The organism is Streptosporangium sp. NPDC049248 (assembly GCF_040678965.1).
GTDB lineage: Bacteria > Actinomycetota > Actinomycetes > Streptosporangiales > Streptosporangiaceae > Streptosporangium > Streptosporangium fukuiense.
Genome location: NZ_JBFAQY010000052.1, coordinates 20,209 through 35,692 on the forward strand (window position 1 = coordinate 20,209; position 15,484 = coordinate 35,692).

Genomic DNA, 15,484 nt, shown 5'->3' on the forward strand with positions numbered 1-15,484 from the left:
CGGGCGCGTGGATCGGGCTCCTGGCCCGGTCGCCGCCGGTGCGCGGCCCTGCCACGCTCTTCGCCGGCTTTCCCGTGCGGCAAGGCGGGATTGCGTTTTCGCGGCATCAATGGACGCGGAATCTGTCCCAAATAGCGACAAAACCCCCTGTAGTCTCTCGCCGTGACCACAGAGATCACCGCCAGGCTGGGCGGACGTTCGTGGGCGGCTCTGATCGTGCTCGGCTTCGCCGGGCAGGTGGCATGGACCGTCGAGAACATGTACCTGAACGTGTTCCTCTACGACACCGTGAGCGACGATCCCGGCGCCATCGCCACCATGGTCGCCGCCAGCGCGGTGACCGCGACGGTGGCCACCCTGCTGGTCGGCGCGCTCTCCGACCGGGTGGGGCGCCGCCGCTCCTTCATCGCCGCCGGATACGTGCTGTGGGGGTTGGCCACGGCGGCCTTCGGCTTCGTCACCGTCGACGCGGTCGCGGCCGTCGCCCCGGCGGCCGGGGCCGTCGCGGCCACGGTGGCCGCGGTCATCGCGCTGGACTGCGTGATGTCGTTCCTCGGCGCCGGGGCGAACGACGCGGCCTTCCAGGCGTGGGTGACCGACGTGACCCGCCCGGCGAACCGGGGCCGGGTGGAGTCGGTGCTGGCGATCATGCCGCTGGTGTCGATGCTTGCCGTCTTCGGCGGGTTCGACTCGCTGACCCGCGCGGGGGAGTGGCGGCTGTTCTTCGTGCTCATCGGGGCGATCATCGTCGTGGTCGGAGCCGTCTCCTGGGTGCTCGTGCGCGACCGCCCGGACCCGGTGCGCCAGGAGGGCGCCTACCTGGCCTCACTCGTACACGGGCTGCGGCCGAGTACGATACGGGCCAACCCCGTCCTCTACCTGGCCCTGGCCGCGTGGACGATCTGGGGGGTCTCCACCCAGGTCTTCCTGCCCTACCTGATCATCTACCTGCAGCGATACCTGAACATCGAGGGGTACGCGATCGTCCTGGCCGTGGTGCTGACCGGCTCCTCGGTGATCAGCGTCGCCTGCGGGCCGCTCATCGACCGGGTGGGCAAGGTACGCTTCCTGCCGCCCGCCATCGCCGTGTACGGCACGGGCCTGCTGCTGATGTCCGTCGCGGCCGGGATGATCCCGGTGATCGCCGCCGGGCTCGTCATGATGTCCGGGTTCATGCTGGTGCTCGCGCCCATCGCGGCGATCGTCCGCGACCACTCGCCGCCGGACCGCGCCGGTCACGTCCAGGGACTGCGGATGGTCTTCGCGATTCTCATCCCCATGATCGTCGGCCCCTTCCTGGGCGCCGCCGTGATCGAGGGGGCCGACGTCTACTACGAGGAGCTCGGGGTGCTCAAACAAGTCCCCTCACCGGCCATCTTCCTGGCCGCCACGGCCGTGGTGGCGTTCATGGCCGTACCGGTGCTGGCGCTGCGCCGCAGGGGGACCGCATGACCCTGCTGACCCGCTGGGGCACGGCCCTCGACCCCGAGGCCGTGCTGCCGGAGTACCCCAGGCCGCAGCTCGTCCGCGACAGCTACCTCAACCTCAACGGCCGCTGGCGGTACGCCGTCTCCCCGGCCGAACCCGAGGCCCGCGACGACTACGACGGCTACGACGGCGACATCGTCGTACCGTTCTCCCCCGAGGCTCCGCTGTCCGGCGTCGGGCGGCAGCTCCTGCCCGGGCAGACGCTGTGGTACCGGCGCGCGCTCATCCTGCCCGACCACTTCGCCGTCCCGGGCGGGCGGGTGCTGCTGCACTTCGGCGCGGTCGACCAGACCTGCCGGGTGCTGCTCAACGGGGTCGAGGTGGGCGCGCACACCGGCGGCTACCTGCCGTTCGCCTGCGACATCACCGACGCCCTGCGCGAGGGCCCCAACACGCTGGTCGTGGCCGTGCGGGACGACTCCGACACCGGGCACCACTCGCGCGGCAAGCAGAAGCTGCGCCGGGGCGGCATCTGGTACACCGCCCAGTCGGGCATCTGGCAGACCGTGTGGGCCGAGTGCGTGCCCGCCGTACACGTGGAGCGGCTCACGCTCGTCCCGCACCTGGACGCCTCGTGCGTCGAGGTGACGGTGCACGCCGCCTCAGGACGGGCCGCCGTCGAGATCCTCGCCGACGGCGAGGTGGTCGCGTCCGCCGAGGCGGACGCGGGCGTGCCGGTGCGGATCCCGATCCCGGACGTCCGCCCGTGGAGTCCCGAGGACCCGTACCTGTACGACGTGTCGGTGCGTCTCGGGGCCGACAGCGTACGCGGCTACGTCGGCGTGCGCTCCTTCGGTGTCGGGTGCGACGCGGACGGTGTGCCCAGGCTGCTGCTCAACGGACGACCCTACTTCCACGCCGGAGTCCTGGACCAGGGCTACTGGCCCGACGGCCTGTACACGCCGCCCTCCGACGAGGCCATGGTCTGCGACATCGAGACCATGAAGCGGCTCGGTTTCAACATGCTGCGCAAGCACATCAAGATCGAACCGATGCGCTGGTACCACCACTGCGACCGGCTCGGCATGCTCGTCTGGCAGGACATGGTGAACGGCGGCGGCCACTATCACCCGCTGGTGATCACCGCGCCGGTGCTGACACCGCTGCGCCTCGACGACCGTCGCCACCGGTGGTTCGGGCGCGGCGACGCCGAGGGCCGCGAGCGGTTCGCAGCCGAGTTGCGGGAGACCGTCGAGCTGCTGCGCAACGTGGTGAGCCTGGCCGTGTGGGTGCCGTTCAACGAGGGCTGGGGCCAGTTCGACGCGGCGGGCGCAGCCAGGGAGCTCGCCGAGCTCGACCCCACCCGGACGGTCGACCACGCGAGCGGGTGGCACGACCAGGGCGCGGGCGACCTGCGGAGCCTGCACGTGTACTTCCGCCGTTTCCGCCCGCCGGCCGGGCGCGACGGGCGGGCGCTGGTGCTGTCGGAGTACGGCGGTTACTCGCTACGCGTCGAGGGCCACACCTTCAACGACCGCGAGTTCGGCTACCGCAGATGCGGTACGGCGGCGCAGCTCGGCGGGGCGTTCGCCCGGCTGCACTACCGGCAGATCGTGCCCGCCGTGCCACGCGGCCTGAGCGCGACCGTCTACACCCAGCTCTCCGACGTCGAGGACGAGCTGAACGGCCTGCTCACCTACGACCGCGAGGTGCTCAAACTCCCCGCCGAACTGGTGCGGACCGTCAACGGGAGGCTCCGGCTGGGCTGAACCCCGCCGGAACCGGACGGCCGCCCCGGCCGGTCCCATCGGGCGGAAGCCCCCGCCGGGCCCGTCCCCTCGCCGGCGCCGGGCGGGCGGCATGGCCGGTCCTCACCAGCGCTGGCGGGCCTCCTCGGCCCAGCCGACCAGGCCGTCGAGGTCGACCCATTCGCCCTCGTCGGTCCTGGCGCGACCGGAGAAGTGGCCGAAGCACTGATGGGTCTCGCTGCCCACCACCCCCAGCTCGGTGCGTGAGATCTTCTCGTGGAACGGGTGGAAGACCACCTCCACCCCGGGACCGGTCATTTGCCAGGGCCGCATCCAGTCGCGCCGGTCGTACACCCAGGCCAGCTCATCGCCGATCTTGTGCATCCGCCCGCCGACGAACAGCGCGTTCTCCGTCGAGCGGGTGCCGTCGGTCCACTTGCCGCCGAGCTGGATCGCCCGCCCCGGCGCGCTGCCCGCCGCCCAGTTCCAGGTGATCGAGTACGGCCAGCGGCCCCGTCCGTGGTCGAGCACCGCGAAGGAGGTCGCCTCGTCGAGGACGTGCCGGCTCTCCCCGACGGTCAGCGTGCCGCGCACCGGCCTGCCGACGTCCTTGACCGTGTACTGGAACCTCCGGGCGCTCCACGGGACGACCACGCCGAGCGACTCGTGCCCCTCCGGCAGCGGCACCTCCACGTCGAGCAGCACCCCGGGCACGGCGGCCCGCAGCGAGGTGGCCTCGGGGCGCTGGTCGATGTCGATGCGCAGGCCCGGACCCCGTACCGACACCCGGCCCGCGCCGCTGCGGTCCGGCAGCACCGCGCCGCGCGCCAGCGGCACGACCACGTCCTTGGTGATCTCCACACCGGTCGCGCGGTCGAGCACGTAGACGCCGTGCACACCCGCGTAGTCGAGCGACGAGGCCACCAGTCCGACGATGTGGCCGGGGGTGACGACGCCCCAGTACTCCCAGCGTTTGGTCCTGCCCCAGCCGCGCAGGTTCGCGCGGTGCAGCGGGCGCCTGCTCCAGCCGACCGCGTCGGGGTTGAGGCGCCCGTCGGGCAGGCACAGATCGACGGGGGCGGTGATCTCCCGCTCGTGGGTCGGCATAGCCAGAGGGTAGTGGCGCACGACCGGGGTTCCCACCCCGGGTGGGCGTACGCCGCTCCGGAACGGGAGCGCGAGGCACCCGGGCACCACCGGGGGCGGCGTTGCCGCCCCCGGCGGACCGTGATCACGCGTTCCTCGGCGTCTCGCACCTCCCGCGCCCAGGCCCTGACGGAACGGATCTCTCAGAACAGCCGGGGGAGTGGCCACCATGGCGCTCACGGCGCGGCAGGGCGACGCGGCTCCGTAGTGATCACCTCTGGTCAGCCGGTCCTGGTGGCGAACGGGCCGCCGGTGCCGAACACGAGCCGCGCGAAGTTCTCGCCGATGCGACGGTGCCCCGCGGGGTCAGGGTGGACCTCGTCGGGCAGCGGCAGTTCGGCGTAGTCCGTCTCGCCGTAAAGGTCGCGGCCGTCGAGGTAGTGCAGGTTCGGGTCGTCAGCCGCCCGCTGTTCGACGATCCGGGCGAGTTCGTCGCGGATGACGTTGAGCGTCAGGCGTCCGGCGACGCGTTCGGCCGGGTCGCCCGTGGCCTTGAACCGCAAGCTCCCGCCGTCGAAGTCGGGCGCGAGGGGGCCGGGGGTGTCCTCCTGGACCGGGCACAGGATGGAGGACACGACCAGCAGCGGTGTGGTCGGATGCCCCTCGCGGATGGTGTCGAGGAAACCGTGGGCCGCCGGGGTGAAGGCGCGCAGGCGCATCACGTCGGTGTTGACGACATTGATGCCGATCTTGACGCTGATCAGGTCCGCGGGGGTGTCCCGCATCGCGCGGGCGGTGAACGGGTCGAGCAGCGCGCTGCCGCCGAATCCCAGGTTGACCAGCTCCACTCCGCCCTGGGCGGCGGCCAGGGCCGGCCAGATGGCGGTCGGGCGGGTGGCGTTCGAGCCGTGGCTGATGGAACTGCCGTGGTGCAGCCACACCCTGCGCCCGCTGTCCGGTGCCGACTCGACCGGGGCGTCGGTGCGCAGGGCGATCAGCTCGGTGATCTCCGTATGAGGGAGCCAGATCTCGACGTCCTTGTCACGGGCGGGCAGATCGGTGAACCGGGCGGTGCCGTGAGGCCCTTCACGCAGTTCGACGGACTGGGTGGTCATGTCGATCGTGCGGACCTTGCCGCCGGTCACCGTGGCCTGGGCGGCGAGACGGCCGTCGACCAGCAGGTCGTATACGCCGTCCGCCGGGGCAGGGAGACCTCGGTAGGCCCTCTTGGTGGGCAGTGTGTCCAGTTCGATGACGGTGGCCCGGGTGCGAAAGGCCAGTCGTACGCCGGACGACTGTGCCTCGGCCACGGCCAGTTGGTCGTCAGGGATCTGCCGACGAGCCCGAGCGGGCAGCCGGTGCGGCAACAGGCCGTGCGCCGTGCGTTCCACGTCGAGGACGCCGCGCAGCATGTCCGCGGTGACGGGTGTGATGATCCAGTCGTGCTCGGTGTTCATTACCCCAGCCTGTTGATCAAGATTTCCGGATTGTTCGGATGCGCCAATGTGCGCTGCGGCCCTCTGATGGTCAGGGTGCGGTCCGGTTCCGCAGCAGAGCGTCGAGGGAATCAACGATCCAGGCCCAGGACTCCTGCGGATCGACCGCGGTATGGCTGAAGCCTCCGCCCATCTCCAGGCTGACGTAACCGTGGAAGACGCTGCCCAGCATCCGGACCGCGTGCGTCTGGTCCGGCTCCGTCAGGTCGTAGCCGCGCAGGATCGCCCGCGTCATCTGTGCGTGTCTGACGCCGGCGCCGGCGGCCGCCGTCTTGGGGTCGAGCCTGAGCCGGGCGGCGGTGTAGCGGCCGGGGTGCTCCCGGGCGTAGTCGCGGTAGACGTTCGCGAAGGCGGCCAGGGCGTCCTTGCCGGCGCGCCCGGCCAGGGCGGCGGCGACCCGGTCGGCGAGTTCCTCCAGGGCGAACAGGGCGATCCTGGTCTTGAGGTCCTGGGAGTTCTTCAGCATTATCTAGCGAGGAACCCCAGGCGTTCATGCCCGGGAGGAATCGCTTCCGGGTCCTGGGGTTGTGAACGTCCGGTCGTTGGTCCGAGCGTTTCTGGTTTTCGATGTGTCCCTTGATGATGCTCAAGGGGGCGCCGCCGCAGGAGGCGGCGAAGATCGGACCTGTTGTATCGCGACGGTATGTGGTTCCTCATCGCCACCTGCGATATTCCCGACCGGCCGGTCGCTGCCCCGGATGGATTCCTGGGAGTGGATCTGGGGATCGCGAACATCGCGACCACAAGTGGCGGGGTTCACCACAGCGGCAAAACCCTGAACGCGGTCCGTCACCGTCACCGCGAGCTGCGCCGCCGCCTGCAGGCCAAGCAGACCACGTCCGCCAAACGGCTGTTGAAGCGGCGTCGCCGGGCCGAGGCCCGGTTCGCCGCGAACACCAACCACATCATCGCCAAGCAGATCGTGACCGAGGCTGCACGCACCGGGCAAGGGATCGCCCTGGAAGACCTCCAGGGCATCCGTGACCGGGTACGGCTCCGCAAGCCCCAGCGGGTCACGTTGCATTCGTGGAGCTTCCACCAGCTCGGCCGGTTCATCGCCTACAAGGCCGCCCGCCAGGGCGTCGCCGTGGTGTACGTCGATCCGGCCTACACCTCGCAGGCCTGCTCGTCCTGCGGGCACGTGGACAAGAGGAACCGGCCCGATCAGGCGACCTTCTCCTGCACGTCGTGCGGCTTCGCTGAGCACGCCGACGTCAACGCGGCCCGCAACATCGCCTCACGCGGAGTGGCGGGCTGGGCAGTGAGTCACGCTGCCGACGACGCGGCCTGAACCGTCGAACCCATCGACGGCGAGGAGCTGCACGCTCGGTCGTCTACGGCCGAGAAGCTGACGTGCGAGTACAGACTCGCGACCTTGACGTCGAACCGCCGGGCGAGCGCCGAGACGGTCACCTGGTCGAAGCCGACCTTGTCGGCCAGTTCCGCCCCCGCCCGGGTCAGGCGCTCCGCGGTCAGTCCTGCGCGAACCATGGCCTTCCTCCCTTTTAGCGACATATATTAGGCATTTGCCTAATAGTTTTAGGCAAATCAGCCCGTCATTTAGGAGGCCGCCGACTGGCAAGGGGGCCGCACCTGGATCGGGCGGGCCGTCCGCTCCGCGGAGCCGATAGTGATCACCATCGCTCAGAGGGAGGCGTCGAGTGGACTGGTCGGCGAGGCCGAGGAGTGCGACTTCGCGCTCACCGACCTGGTGGTGCCGGTGCCCGAACCGCAGGAACGCGGTAACGGGCCGGGGGGATCACGCCCTACCGGGCGGTACCGGTCGCGGTGAGCGCGCGCGGTGGCCGGTGGAAGCGCGGTTCGAAGAATCACGGCAATTAAGGAATTCACCTGAAGTGACAAGGTGATCACTGATAGACACTTTGCTGGAGGTCGGTCGCCGCGGCAGAACCGCCCCCATCCGAGGGGAAGGGGCAAGATCCTGATCATCGGCCTAGGCCGCTTCGAGCCTGCCTGTGTCCTCACGATGGGCCTCGACGTCGCTCTCACCGTCTCACCGTGTCGCTTGCCGGTGGCCGGGGTGATGGGCGGTACCGGTGGCCTTCAGGCCGCCTCAGGTGAACTCCGCGGGAGGGTCACCGGCCGGCGAGGGCGGCTCCGTGGCGGGTTCTTGTTCTTCGATCAGGCCGATGGGCAGCGCGCCCTCGGCGTTCCACGGGGGCTGGGTGAGCTGTTCGGAGGCGCCGTCGAACTCTGCGGCGGCCTCGGGGTGGCCGTTGTCGGCCGCGCGGCTGAACAGACTCGCGGCCGCCCAGTCTTCGTCCTTGGCCCGGTGGATCCCCGCGAGGCGATAGGCGGCCTCGGCGTGGCCGTGGTCGCTGGCCAGCCGGTAGAGGAACATCGCGAGGCTGAGCTTGTTCGGATCCGAGCACTGGTAGCGGTGGCCGTAGTGGTAGGCGAGTTCGGCGGCCACCTGCAGGCGATCGGGGTCGTCGAACAGGCCCGGCGCGGCGGGGTGACCGGCGTCGCCGGCTTGGCGCAGCCACTGGCGTGCCTCTTGGGGCCAGCCTTTCAGCAGTGCGATGACGGCCAGGCGCATGCAGTCGTCTCCGTTGCCGGCCTCGCTGCGGTTCAGCAGGCGGGTACCGGTCCTGCCGTAGATCCGCAACAACCGCTGCCGGGCCGCCGGGAGCGGCGCGAACACGATCTTGGTGCTCGACCGGTGCGGTGCTCTGCCGCTCGTTGGCCGCGCGGGGGGCGTAGGTGTGGACCGCGCCTGCTCGGCCTCGGGCCGTTGTGTGGGTGAGGGCGAGGCCGCGAACACGGTGGGGGCCGGTCCCGCCGGCGGCGTGGTGAGGGCGGGCGTGGCAGGTTCGGTGGGCACGGCCGGCGGATCGGGCCGGGCATCGTGAGCGGCCCGCCAGCTTTGATACCAGGTCTGGGTGTCGCCCATGGCCTGCACGTCCAGGCCGGTCTGCTTGGCGGCCGTCGTGCAGGCGGCCACGAAGGACGCCACCCACGCCCAGGCCGGGGCGCGTTTGCGTTTGCCGGTCAAGATGTCGTGGGTGGTGCTTGGTGCCAGCCCCCTGCCCTCGTTGTTCTCTGGAATGCGCATCGACAGCGTGTGCAGCCGAGACAGCGGCGGGGAGCCAGCCAGGCCGCGCAGCTCGTTGAGCTGATCGACGAAGGCGCATAGCGCCGCAACACGATGTTGTTCAGCCATCGCCCTTAGCCGGAAATGAGTGATCCGTGATCTACAAGTAGTAGCGGGAGTCATATTGGCACTAACCGACGGTCAAGCTGAGGGAGATCGCACATTCCGCTTCGTCCGGGATTAACCAGACGTTGACCTGCGATTACGCAATCCGGATGAGTCCGGATGAGTCCGGATAGGGTCGGCTCACATCGGAGTGATCCGGGTGGCTCCGGATGAAACCGGATGAAATCGGATAGATCCGGGCCGCCCTGAAGGACACCGAAAATCCTGCCCGCCAGGTCGGGGCAAAGGGATGTCGGCGTCGAGAACGTAAATATTTCTCACCTTGCAAAAGGGTATTTATCCGGTCTCTTCCGGACATGTTTGAATCGGTAGCGGCCAAGACGGCGGCACCTTCATCGTTGATCACACCTCAGTGCCGACGATGAAGGAGGAAGCCCATGGCGCACGCCCCGGCCGCTTCGCCTGTCTTTCTCCGCGTCACCGGCACCCGGCCGGGCTCCCCACCTCCACCGTGGGTTCACGACGACGACCAGCTGCTGACCTTGCTGGTGACCGCGTGGGCCTTGACCACCGGACGTATTCCGCCCCACTGCCCGAGCGATGAGCTCACCGAGACCGAGCTCATCGCGTTCTGGGCCGATGACCAGACCGCCGGGTCCCCGGCGACGCCACCTCAGGAGCGACCCCGATGTTCTCCGTACCCGTACTTCTCACCTTGACCGCCACCACGCTGGTGACGACCATCGCCTGCGCGCTCACCCTGGCCGCCGGCGCCGCCTGGCCCACCGCCCTGCTCAGTGGGGGCGCCGCCGGCGCCGCCACCATGAGCCTGCTCGTCCGCCTGCTCGACAACCAGCGCGACAGGAAATGAGCGGCCACCTCGAACCGGGCTGCTGACGTGCCGCCGGGCGGCGCGGCCTGCGGCCACTCCGCAAACTCAGCAGTCGTCAGGTTCTCCCCTCCGCTCACCCCCGAGGGGGCTGACTCCCACCACGGTCAGGCCGAGTAGCCGGTCTGCCTCGGCGGCGGGGTCGGGGTGGTGTTCCGTGGCCAGGGCGATGCCGGTGACCAGGGTGAGCAGGTCGGCGATGGTCACGCCCGGTGTCAGCGCGCCGTCGTCTGCGGCGCGGCGCACCAGTGGCTCGCCCGCCTCGGTGAGCTGCGCCGAACAGCAGTTCTCGTGCGCCACGTCGGGGCCGGCCGCTCGGTCGCGGGTCAGTGCGACGGCCAGCCCCCGGATGGTCGCGGCGTCCGCGATGACGGCGCTCAGCCACTCCAGCAGCGCCGCCCGGGTGTCGGCCCTGCCGGTCAGGTCGCGGGCGTGGGCGCACAGGCTCTCGACCCGTTCGCGGAAGACCGCCTTCAGCAGTGCGTGGCGGCTGGGAAAGTGCCGGCGCACGGTGGCGGATCCGACTCCCGCGGTACGGGCGATCTGCTCCATGGACGCGTCGGCGCCGTGCGCGGCGATCGCCTCCTCGGCCACGGCGAGCAGGCGTACGTAGTTGCGCTGGGCGTCCGCACGCTGGGCGGGCATGGCGTCACCTCACATTTGCTAAGTGGCGGGGTCCGCCGTATCTTACCGAAGTATAAACGGCGGGGTCCGCCGTTTAATGAACGCCTACCTCAGGAGAGGCCTCATGTCCACCGATCCCGCACCCGTCCTGGTCACCGGCGCCACCGGACAGCAGGGTGGCGCCACCGCCCGCGCCCTGCTCGCGACCGGCGTCCCCGTCCGCGCGCTGGTCCGCGATCCCACGACCGACCGAGCCAGGGCGGTCGAAGCCCTCGGCGCCGAACTGGTCACCGGCGACCTTCGGGACCGCGACTCCCTGATCAGGGCCGCGACGGGAGTTCGGGCCGTCTTCTCGGTGCAGATGCCCGTGATCAAGGGAGCCGTCATCGACTTCGACGGCGAGCTGACCCAGGCCGTCAACCTGATCGACGGCGCGCTGGCCGCCGGCGTGCCGCAGTTCGTGCACACGTCCGTCTCCGGCGCAGGGCAGCACACCGAGACTCCTGGCTGGGCCGAAGGCCGCTGGGCGCCCCTGGAGCCCTACTACACCACCAAGGCCGAGATCCAGGACCGGGTCCGCAAGGCGGGCTTCAGGCACTGGACGCTCATCAAGCCGGGCTGCTTCATGGAGAACTTTCTCCCGTCCGTGGCCTACCTGATTCCCCGCGGCGTCGAGGGCGGCCTGGCGACCGTGCTGAAGCCCGGCACCCGGCTCTCCCTCATCGCGGTCGACGACATCGGCAAGGCGGCCGCCGCGGCCGTCGCCGCACCGCAGCGGTTCGACGGCGTCGAGCTGGAGCTGGCCGGCGACCACCTGACGATGACGGAGATCGCCGAGGTCCTCTCCCGGGCGCTGGGCACCGAACTGACCGCGCCCGACATGACCGAGGAGGAGGCGATCGCCGCAGGAATGCCGGTGTGGGCGGGCATCTCCCACGAACACATGAACGTGGCCGGGCAACCCGCCCGCCCGGAGTACGCGCGGGCCCTCGGCATCCCGCTCACGTCCTTCGAGGAATGGGCACACGAACACCTACGGGCCACAGCCTGACACTGCCTGGGGACACTCGCCCTGTTCACTCCTCACCCGAGCCGATGCCCTGGCGCGCCCGGGCCGCGCAAAGGGCACCTGTCCCGGCCGGGATGTTGACGACCGCCGACACCGGCCGGCTCCTCGGCGGGGCCCGGCCTGTCATGGGGGTGTCGGGCTGTCGGTGACGAAGCCGTCACCCAGGTGCACGCGACCGTGTTGAACCTGGTGACAGCTCTTCCCCGCCGGTGCTACCCCCGACCGCCGGCGGCTCCACCCCGATCCGGCGGCCCATGTCAGCCGAGCCGGGCGTATGCGACGATGCGGGCACAGCTGAAGCTGCACGGCCACGGGAACCAGACGAAGTCCATATGATCGCGGCATGGCCCTCGACTTGTTCGCCGGAATTCCGGTCACCGAGTACGCGGCAGCCCTGAAGTGGTACGAACGGCTGCTTGGCTCCCCGCCCACGTTCGTCCCGAACGACACGGAGGCCGTATGGGAGCTCGCAGAACATCGGTTCGTGTTCATCGAGCAGCGGCCCGAGCGTGCCGGCTACGCCATGCACACGATTTTCGTCGACGACCTCGACGCGTTCGTCGCGCAGATCGCCGAGCGGGGACTCGCCCCCGCCGAACGGGAGACCTACTCCAACGGCGTGCGCAAGACCACCTACCGCGATCCCGACGGGAACGAGATCGGGTTCGGCGGCGCTCCCGGGTGATCGGCCCGGACTGGTGTGACACCCGGTCATCGCTGCGTGAGCCGGGATGACGCGGTTCAGCCGGCGCGATCTCGTAATGGGGGGCGACACAACGGGATCAGCCGCTCGTGATCATTCCTGTGTGGCGAGGGCAAGATCATGAGTGGCTGCCGAGCCCGTCGTGGAGGTCCGGCGGGTGCGGCGGCGCGGACGGCGTCGACAACGGCATCGGCACCGTGTACCTGGCCTACATCCGCGCCGGTGCAGGCCACGCGCTGATCGCCTCGGGGACTGGATCCCCGAGGCGATCGGCACGGGCCTGCCGCTGGAGCCGACCTTCCGCACCAAGAGCGGGTCGGCCGTCGATTCGCTGTCCGACGCCTACGCCGATGGCGCGTGCACCACGCTGCGCACCTTCCTGGAGACGCGCGGGTGAGAGAACTCGTCTCACGGTGTCCGCGAGGGTCTCGGTCAGGTGCTGATGTAGGCCGCGAGGTGCTCGCCGGTGAGGGTGGAGCGGGCGGCGACGAGGTCGGCGGGTGTGCCCTCGAAGACGATCCGGCCGCCGTCGTGGCCGGCGCCGGGACCGAGATCGATGATCCAGTCGGCGTGCGCCATGACCGCCTGGTGGTGCTCGATGACGATGACCGACTTGCCGGAGTCGACGAGCCGGTCGAGCAGGCCGAGCAACTGCTCGACGTCGGCGAGGTGCAGGCCGGTGGTCGGCTCGTCGAGGACGTAGAGGCCGCCCTTGTCGGCCATGTGGGTGGCCAGCTTGAGCCGCTGCCGCTCGCCGCCGGACAGCGTGGTGAGCGGCTGGCCGAGGCTGAGGTAGCCGAGCCCGACGTCGGCGAGCCGGTCGAGGATGGCGTGCGCGGCCGGCGTGCGCGCCTGGCCGGCGCCGAAGAACTCCCCGGCCTCGGTCACCGACATCGCGAGCACCTCGCTGATGTCGCGGCCACCGAGATGGTGGTCCAGCACCGATGCCTGGAACCGCTTGCCCTCGCACTCCTCGCAGGTGGTGGCGACGCCGGCCATCATCGCCAGGTCGGTGTAGATGACGCCGGCGCCGTTGCAGTTGGGGCAGGCACCCTCGGAGTTGGCGCTGAACAATGCGGGCTTCACACCGTTGGCTTTCGCGAACGCCTTGCGGATCGGGTCGAGCAGTCCGGTGTAGGTCGCCGGGCTGCTTCGCCGCGAGCCGCGGATCGCACCCTGATCGACCGAGATGACACCCGCACCGGCGGGGATCGATCCGTGGATCAGCGAGCTTTTGCCGGAGCCGGCGACACCGGTGACGACGCAAAGGACGCCGAGCGGGATGTCGACGTCGACGTCGCGCAGGTTGTGACGGGTGGCACCGCGGATCTCCAGAGTGCCGGTGGAGGTGCGCACCGTCTTTTTGAGGGCGGCCCGGTCCTCGAGATGGCGGCCGGTGAGGGTGGCTCCGGTTCGAAGCCCCTCGACGGTGCCCTCGAAGCAGACGGTGCCGCCCGCCGTACCGGCGCCGGGGCCGAGGTCGACGACGTGGTCGGCGATCGCGATCGTCTCCGGCTTGTGCTCCACGACGAGCACCGTGTTGCCCTTGTCCCGCAGCCGCAGCAGCAGGCCGTTCATCCGCTGGATGTCATGGGGATGCAGGCCGATGGTGGGCTCGTCGAAGACGTAGGTGACGTCGGTGAGCGAGGAGCCGAGGTGGCGAATCATCTTGACGCGCTGTGCCTCGCCACCCGACAGCGTGCCCGACGGCCGCTCCAGCGACAGGTAGCCCAGCCCGATCTCCACGAACGAGTCGAGGGACTGCCGCAGCGCGGTGAGCAGCGGCGCCACCGACGGCTCGCCGAGGTCGCGAACCCATTCGGCAAGGTCGCTGATCTGCATCGCGCAGGCGTCGGCGATGCTGATCCCCTTGATCTTGGAGGATCGGGCCGCCTCGCTGAGCCGGGTACCGCCGCACTCGGGACAGGAGGTGAACGTCACCGCCCGCTCCACGAAGGCCCGGACGTGCGACTGCAGCGCCTCCTTCTCCTTGGACAGCATCGACTTCTGGATCTTCGGGACCAGGCCCTCGTACGTCAGGTTGATGCCATCGACCTTGATCTTGGTCGGCTCCTTGTAGAGCAGGTCGTGGAGCTCGGCCTTGGTGTACTTGCGGATCGGCTTGTCGGGGTCGAAGAAGCCGCAGCCGCTGAAGATCCGGCCGTACCAGCCGTCCATGCTGTAGCCGGGGATCGTGAGCGCACCCTCGCTGAGCGACTTGGAGTCGTCGTAGAGCTGGGACAGGTCGATGTCGGTGACCCGGCCCATGCCCTCGCAGCGCGGGCACATGCCGCCGGTGATGCTGAAGTCGCGCCGCTCCTTCATGTTCTTCCCGCCGCGCTCGAACGAGACCGCACCCGTTCCGCTGATGGAGGCGACGTTGAAGGAGAATGCCTGGGGCGAGCCGATATGCGGCTGGCCGAGTCGGCTGAAGAGGATGCGCAGCATCGCGTTGGCGTCGGTGACGGTGCCGACCGTGGAGCGGGGGTTGGCCCCCATCCGCTCCTGGTCGACGAGGATCGCGGTCGTCAGCCCTTCAAGGACGTCGACCTCGGGCCGCGCCAGCGTCGGCATGAAGCCCTGCACGAAGGCGCTGTAGGTCTCGTTGATCAGACGCTGTGACTCCGCGGCGATCGTGCCGAACACCAGCGAGCTCTTGCCCGAGCCGGAGACGCCGGTGAACACCGTCAGCCGACGCTTCGGGATCTCGACGCTGACATCCTTGAGATTGTTCACACGCGCGCCGTGCACACGGATCAGATCGTGGCTGTCGGCAGCGGGTAGCGCAGGCGACTGCGGGTCCGTCATGGGGGCCGTGCTCATCGTGTCTCCATCTGTTAGGCGAGGTCGCCTTCGCGGTCTTCGTCGGTGTGGCCTGGCTTGATCTAACCAGTTTCAAGTAGTACGTCTGGTTTTTCCTTCAGTGGAGCGGTCACGGCAGCAGTCCACCGCGTCAGCCGGGGACGCGACTCGTTCCCCCCGGACATCGATTGCTCGGTGGCGCGACGACGTTGGGCAGGGGAGCGGGGGCGGCACTCATCGGTCGTGAAGCGGTTCGGGGACGCTGCCGTCAGGGGCGGCGGCGGTGGCTCCAGGTGGTCGCCGTCGGCGTCGTGCGCGGGCTCCCGCACGGTGCCGTCTGTGCGATCACGGCTGCGATCGCCGGACGGTTCAGCGAACCTCCTGGATGCGGACCAGGTTGCCCGCGGGGTCGCGGAAGGCGCAGTCGCGGACGCCGTACGGCTGCTCGGTCGGCTCCT

At 69.8% G+C, this 15,484-nt stretch carries 14 protein-coding genes and 2 pseudogenes; 8 read left to right on the plus strand and 8 right to left on the minus strand.

The genetic code is table 11. The features are described from left to right. The first annotated feature begins 162 nt into the window (after positions 1 to 162). Both AB0K21_RS43310 and AB0K21_RS43315 read left to right on the plus strand, forming a co-directional pair. A complete protein-coding gene (locus AB0K21_RS43310; protein ID WP_343974484.1) occupies positions 163 to 1,452 on the plus strand; it encodes an MFS transporter in 1,290 nt (429 codons plus the stop codon). Then, the gene (locus AB0K21_RS43315; RefSeq protein ID WP_364158796.1) at positions 1,449 to 3,197 is read left to right on the plus strand and encodes a sugar-binding domain-containing protein; all 1,749 of its coding nucleotides are present in this window, start codon (positions 1,449 to 1,451) and stop codon (positions 3,195 to 3,197) included. Before AB0K21_RS43310 ends, AB0K21_RS43315 begins: the two co-directional genes overlap by 4 nt. A gap of 102 nt (positions 3,198 to 3,299) precedes the next feature. On the opposite strand, the gene AB0K21_RS43320 is transcribed toward AB0K21_RS43315, so the two are convergent. The 3 genes from AB0K21_RS43320 to AB0K21_RS43330 form a co-directional block, all read right to left on the minus strand. Next, positions 3,300 to 4,283, minus strand: coding sequence for a DUF2804 domain-containing protein (locus AB0K21_RS43320; protein WP_343974478.1), 984 nt, complete (start codon positions 4,281 to 4,283; stop codon positions 3,300 to 3,302). A 260-nt stretch (positions 4,284 to 4,543) separates the two neighbouring features. Continuing rightward, the gene (locus AB0K21_RS43325; RefSeq protein ID WP_364158800.1) at positions 4,544 to 5,719 is read right to left on the minus strand and encodes a GDSL-type esterase/lipase family protein; all 1,176 of its coding nucleotides are present in this window, start codon (positions 5,717 to 5,719) and stop codon (positions 4,544 to 4,546) included. 70 nt (positions 5,720 to 5,789) lie between these two features. Next, entirely contained in the window at positions 5,790 to 6,224 is a 435-nt protein-coding gene (locus AB0K21_RS43330) for a TetR-like C-terminal domain-containing protein (protein WP_364158803.1), read from the minus strand. A gap of 177 nt (positions 6,225 to 6,401) precedes the next feature. Between AB0K21_RS43330 and AB0K21_RS43335 the strand changes: the two genes are divergently transcribed. Beyond that, entirely contained in the window at positions 6,402 to 7,049 is a 648-nt protein-coding gene (locus AB0K21_RS43335) for a transposase (RefSeq protein ID WP_364158806.1), read from the plus strand. A 59-nt stretch (positions 7,050 to 7,108) separates the two neighbouring features. On the opposite strand, the pseudogene AB0K21_RS43340 reads toward AB0K21_RS43335, so the two are convergent. Next, positions 7,109 to 7,249 (minus strand): annotated as a pseudogene (locus AB0K21_RS43340) (TetR family transcriptional regulator); the annotation flags it as partial. Positions 7,250 to 7,388: 139 nt separating this feature from the next. On the opposite strand from AB0K21_RS43340, the gene AB0K21_RS43345 reads away from it, so the two are divergent. Continuing rightward, positions 7,389 to 7,550 (plus strand): hypothetical protein, encoded by a 162-nt coding sequence (locus AB0K21_RS43345; protein ID WP_343981486.1) that lies wholly within the window; start codon positions 7,389 to 7,391, stop codon positions 7,548 to 7,550. A 282-nt stretch (positions 7,551 to 7,832) separates the two neighbouring features. Here the strand turns inward: AB0K21_RS43345 and AB0K21_RS43350 are convergent, their stop codons facing one another. After that, entirely contained in the window at positions 7,833 to 8,942 is a 1,110-nt protein-coding gene (locus AB0K21_RS43350; protein WP_343981489.1) for a hypothetical protein, read from the minus strand. 685 nt (positions 8,943 to 9,627) lie between these two features. Here AB0K21_RS43350 and AB0K21_RS43355 point away from each other — a divergent pair. After that, a complete protein-coding gene (locus AB0K21_RS43355) occupies positions 9,628 to 9,810 on the plus strand; it encodes a hypothetical protein (RefSeq protein WP_343981492.1) in 183 nt (60 codons plus the stop codon). A gap of 66 nt (positions 9,811 to 9,876) precedes the next feature. On the opposite strand, the gene AB0K21_RS43360 is transcribed toward AB0K21_RS43355, so the two are convergent. Beyond that, positions 9,877 to 10,473 carry a TetR/AcrR family transcriptional regulator gene (locus AB0K21_RS43360; protein WP_343981495.1) on the minus strand — a complete coding sequence of 199 codons (597 nt, stop codon included), beginning with the start codon at positions 10,471 to 10,473 and terminating at the stop codon, positions 9,877 to 9,879. A 103-nt stretch (positions 10,474 to 10,576) separates the two neighbouring features. Between AB0K21_RS43360 and AB0K21_RS43365 the strand changes: the two genes are divergently transcribed. From AB0K21_RS43365 to AB0K21_RS43375, 3 genes are all read left to right on the plus strand, one after another. Then, positions 10,577 to 11,503: an NmrA/HSCARG family protein gene (locus AB0K21_RS43365; protein ID WP_364158812.1), complete on the plus strand. Its 927-nt coding sequence runs from the start codon at positions 10,577 to 10,579 to the stop codon at positions 11,501 to 11,503. Between the two features lie 361 nt (positions 11,504 to 11,864). After that, positions 11,865 to 12,206: a VOC family protein gene (locus AB0K21_RS43370; RefSeq protein ID WP_343981500.1), complete on the plus strand. Its 342-nt coding sequence runs from the start codon at positions 11,865 to 11,867 to the stop codon at positions 12,204 to 12,206. A gap of 142 nt (positions 12,207 to 12,348) precedes the next feature. Further along, complete coding sequence (locus AB0K21_RS43375) at positions 12,349 to 12,621, plus strand: hypothetical protein (RefSeq protein ID WP_364158816.1); 273 nt, start codon at positions 12,349 to 12,351, stop codon at positions 12,619 to 12,621. Positions 12,622 to 12,656: 35 nt separating this feature from the next. Here the strand turns inward: AB0K21_RS43375 and AB0K21_RS43380 are convergent, their stop codons facing one another. Continuing rightward, positions 12,657 to 15,047, minus strand: a complete 2,391-nt coding sequence (locus tag AB0K21_RS43380; protein WP_364158819.1) for an excinuclease ABC subunit UvrA — start codon at positions 15,045 to 15,047, stop codon at positions 12,657 to 12,659. 348 nt (positions 15,048 to 15,395) lie between these two features. Further along, positions 15,396 to 15,484: pseudogene (locus tag AB0K21_RS43385) on the minus strand (VOC family protein); the annotation flags it as partial.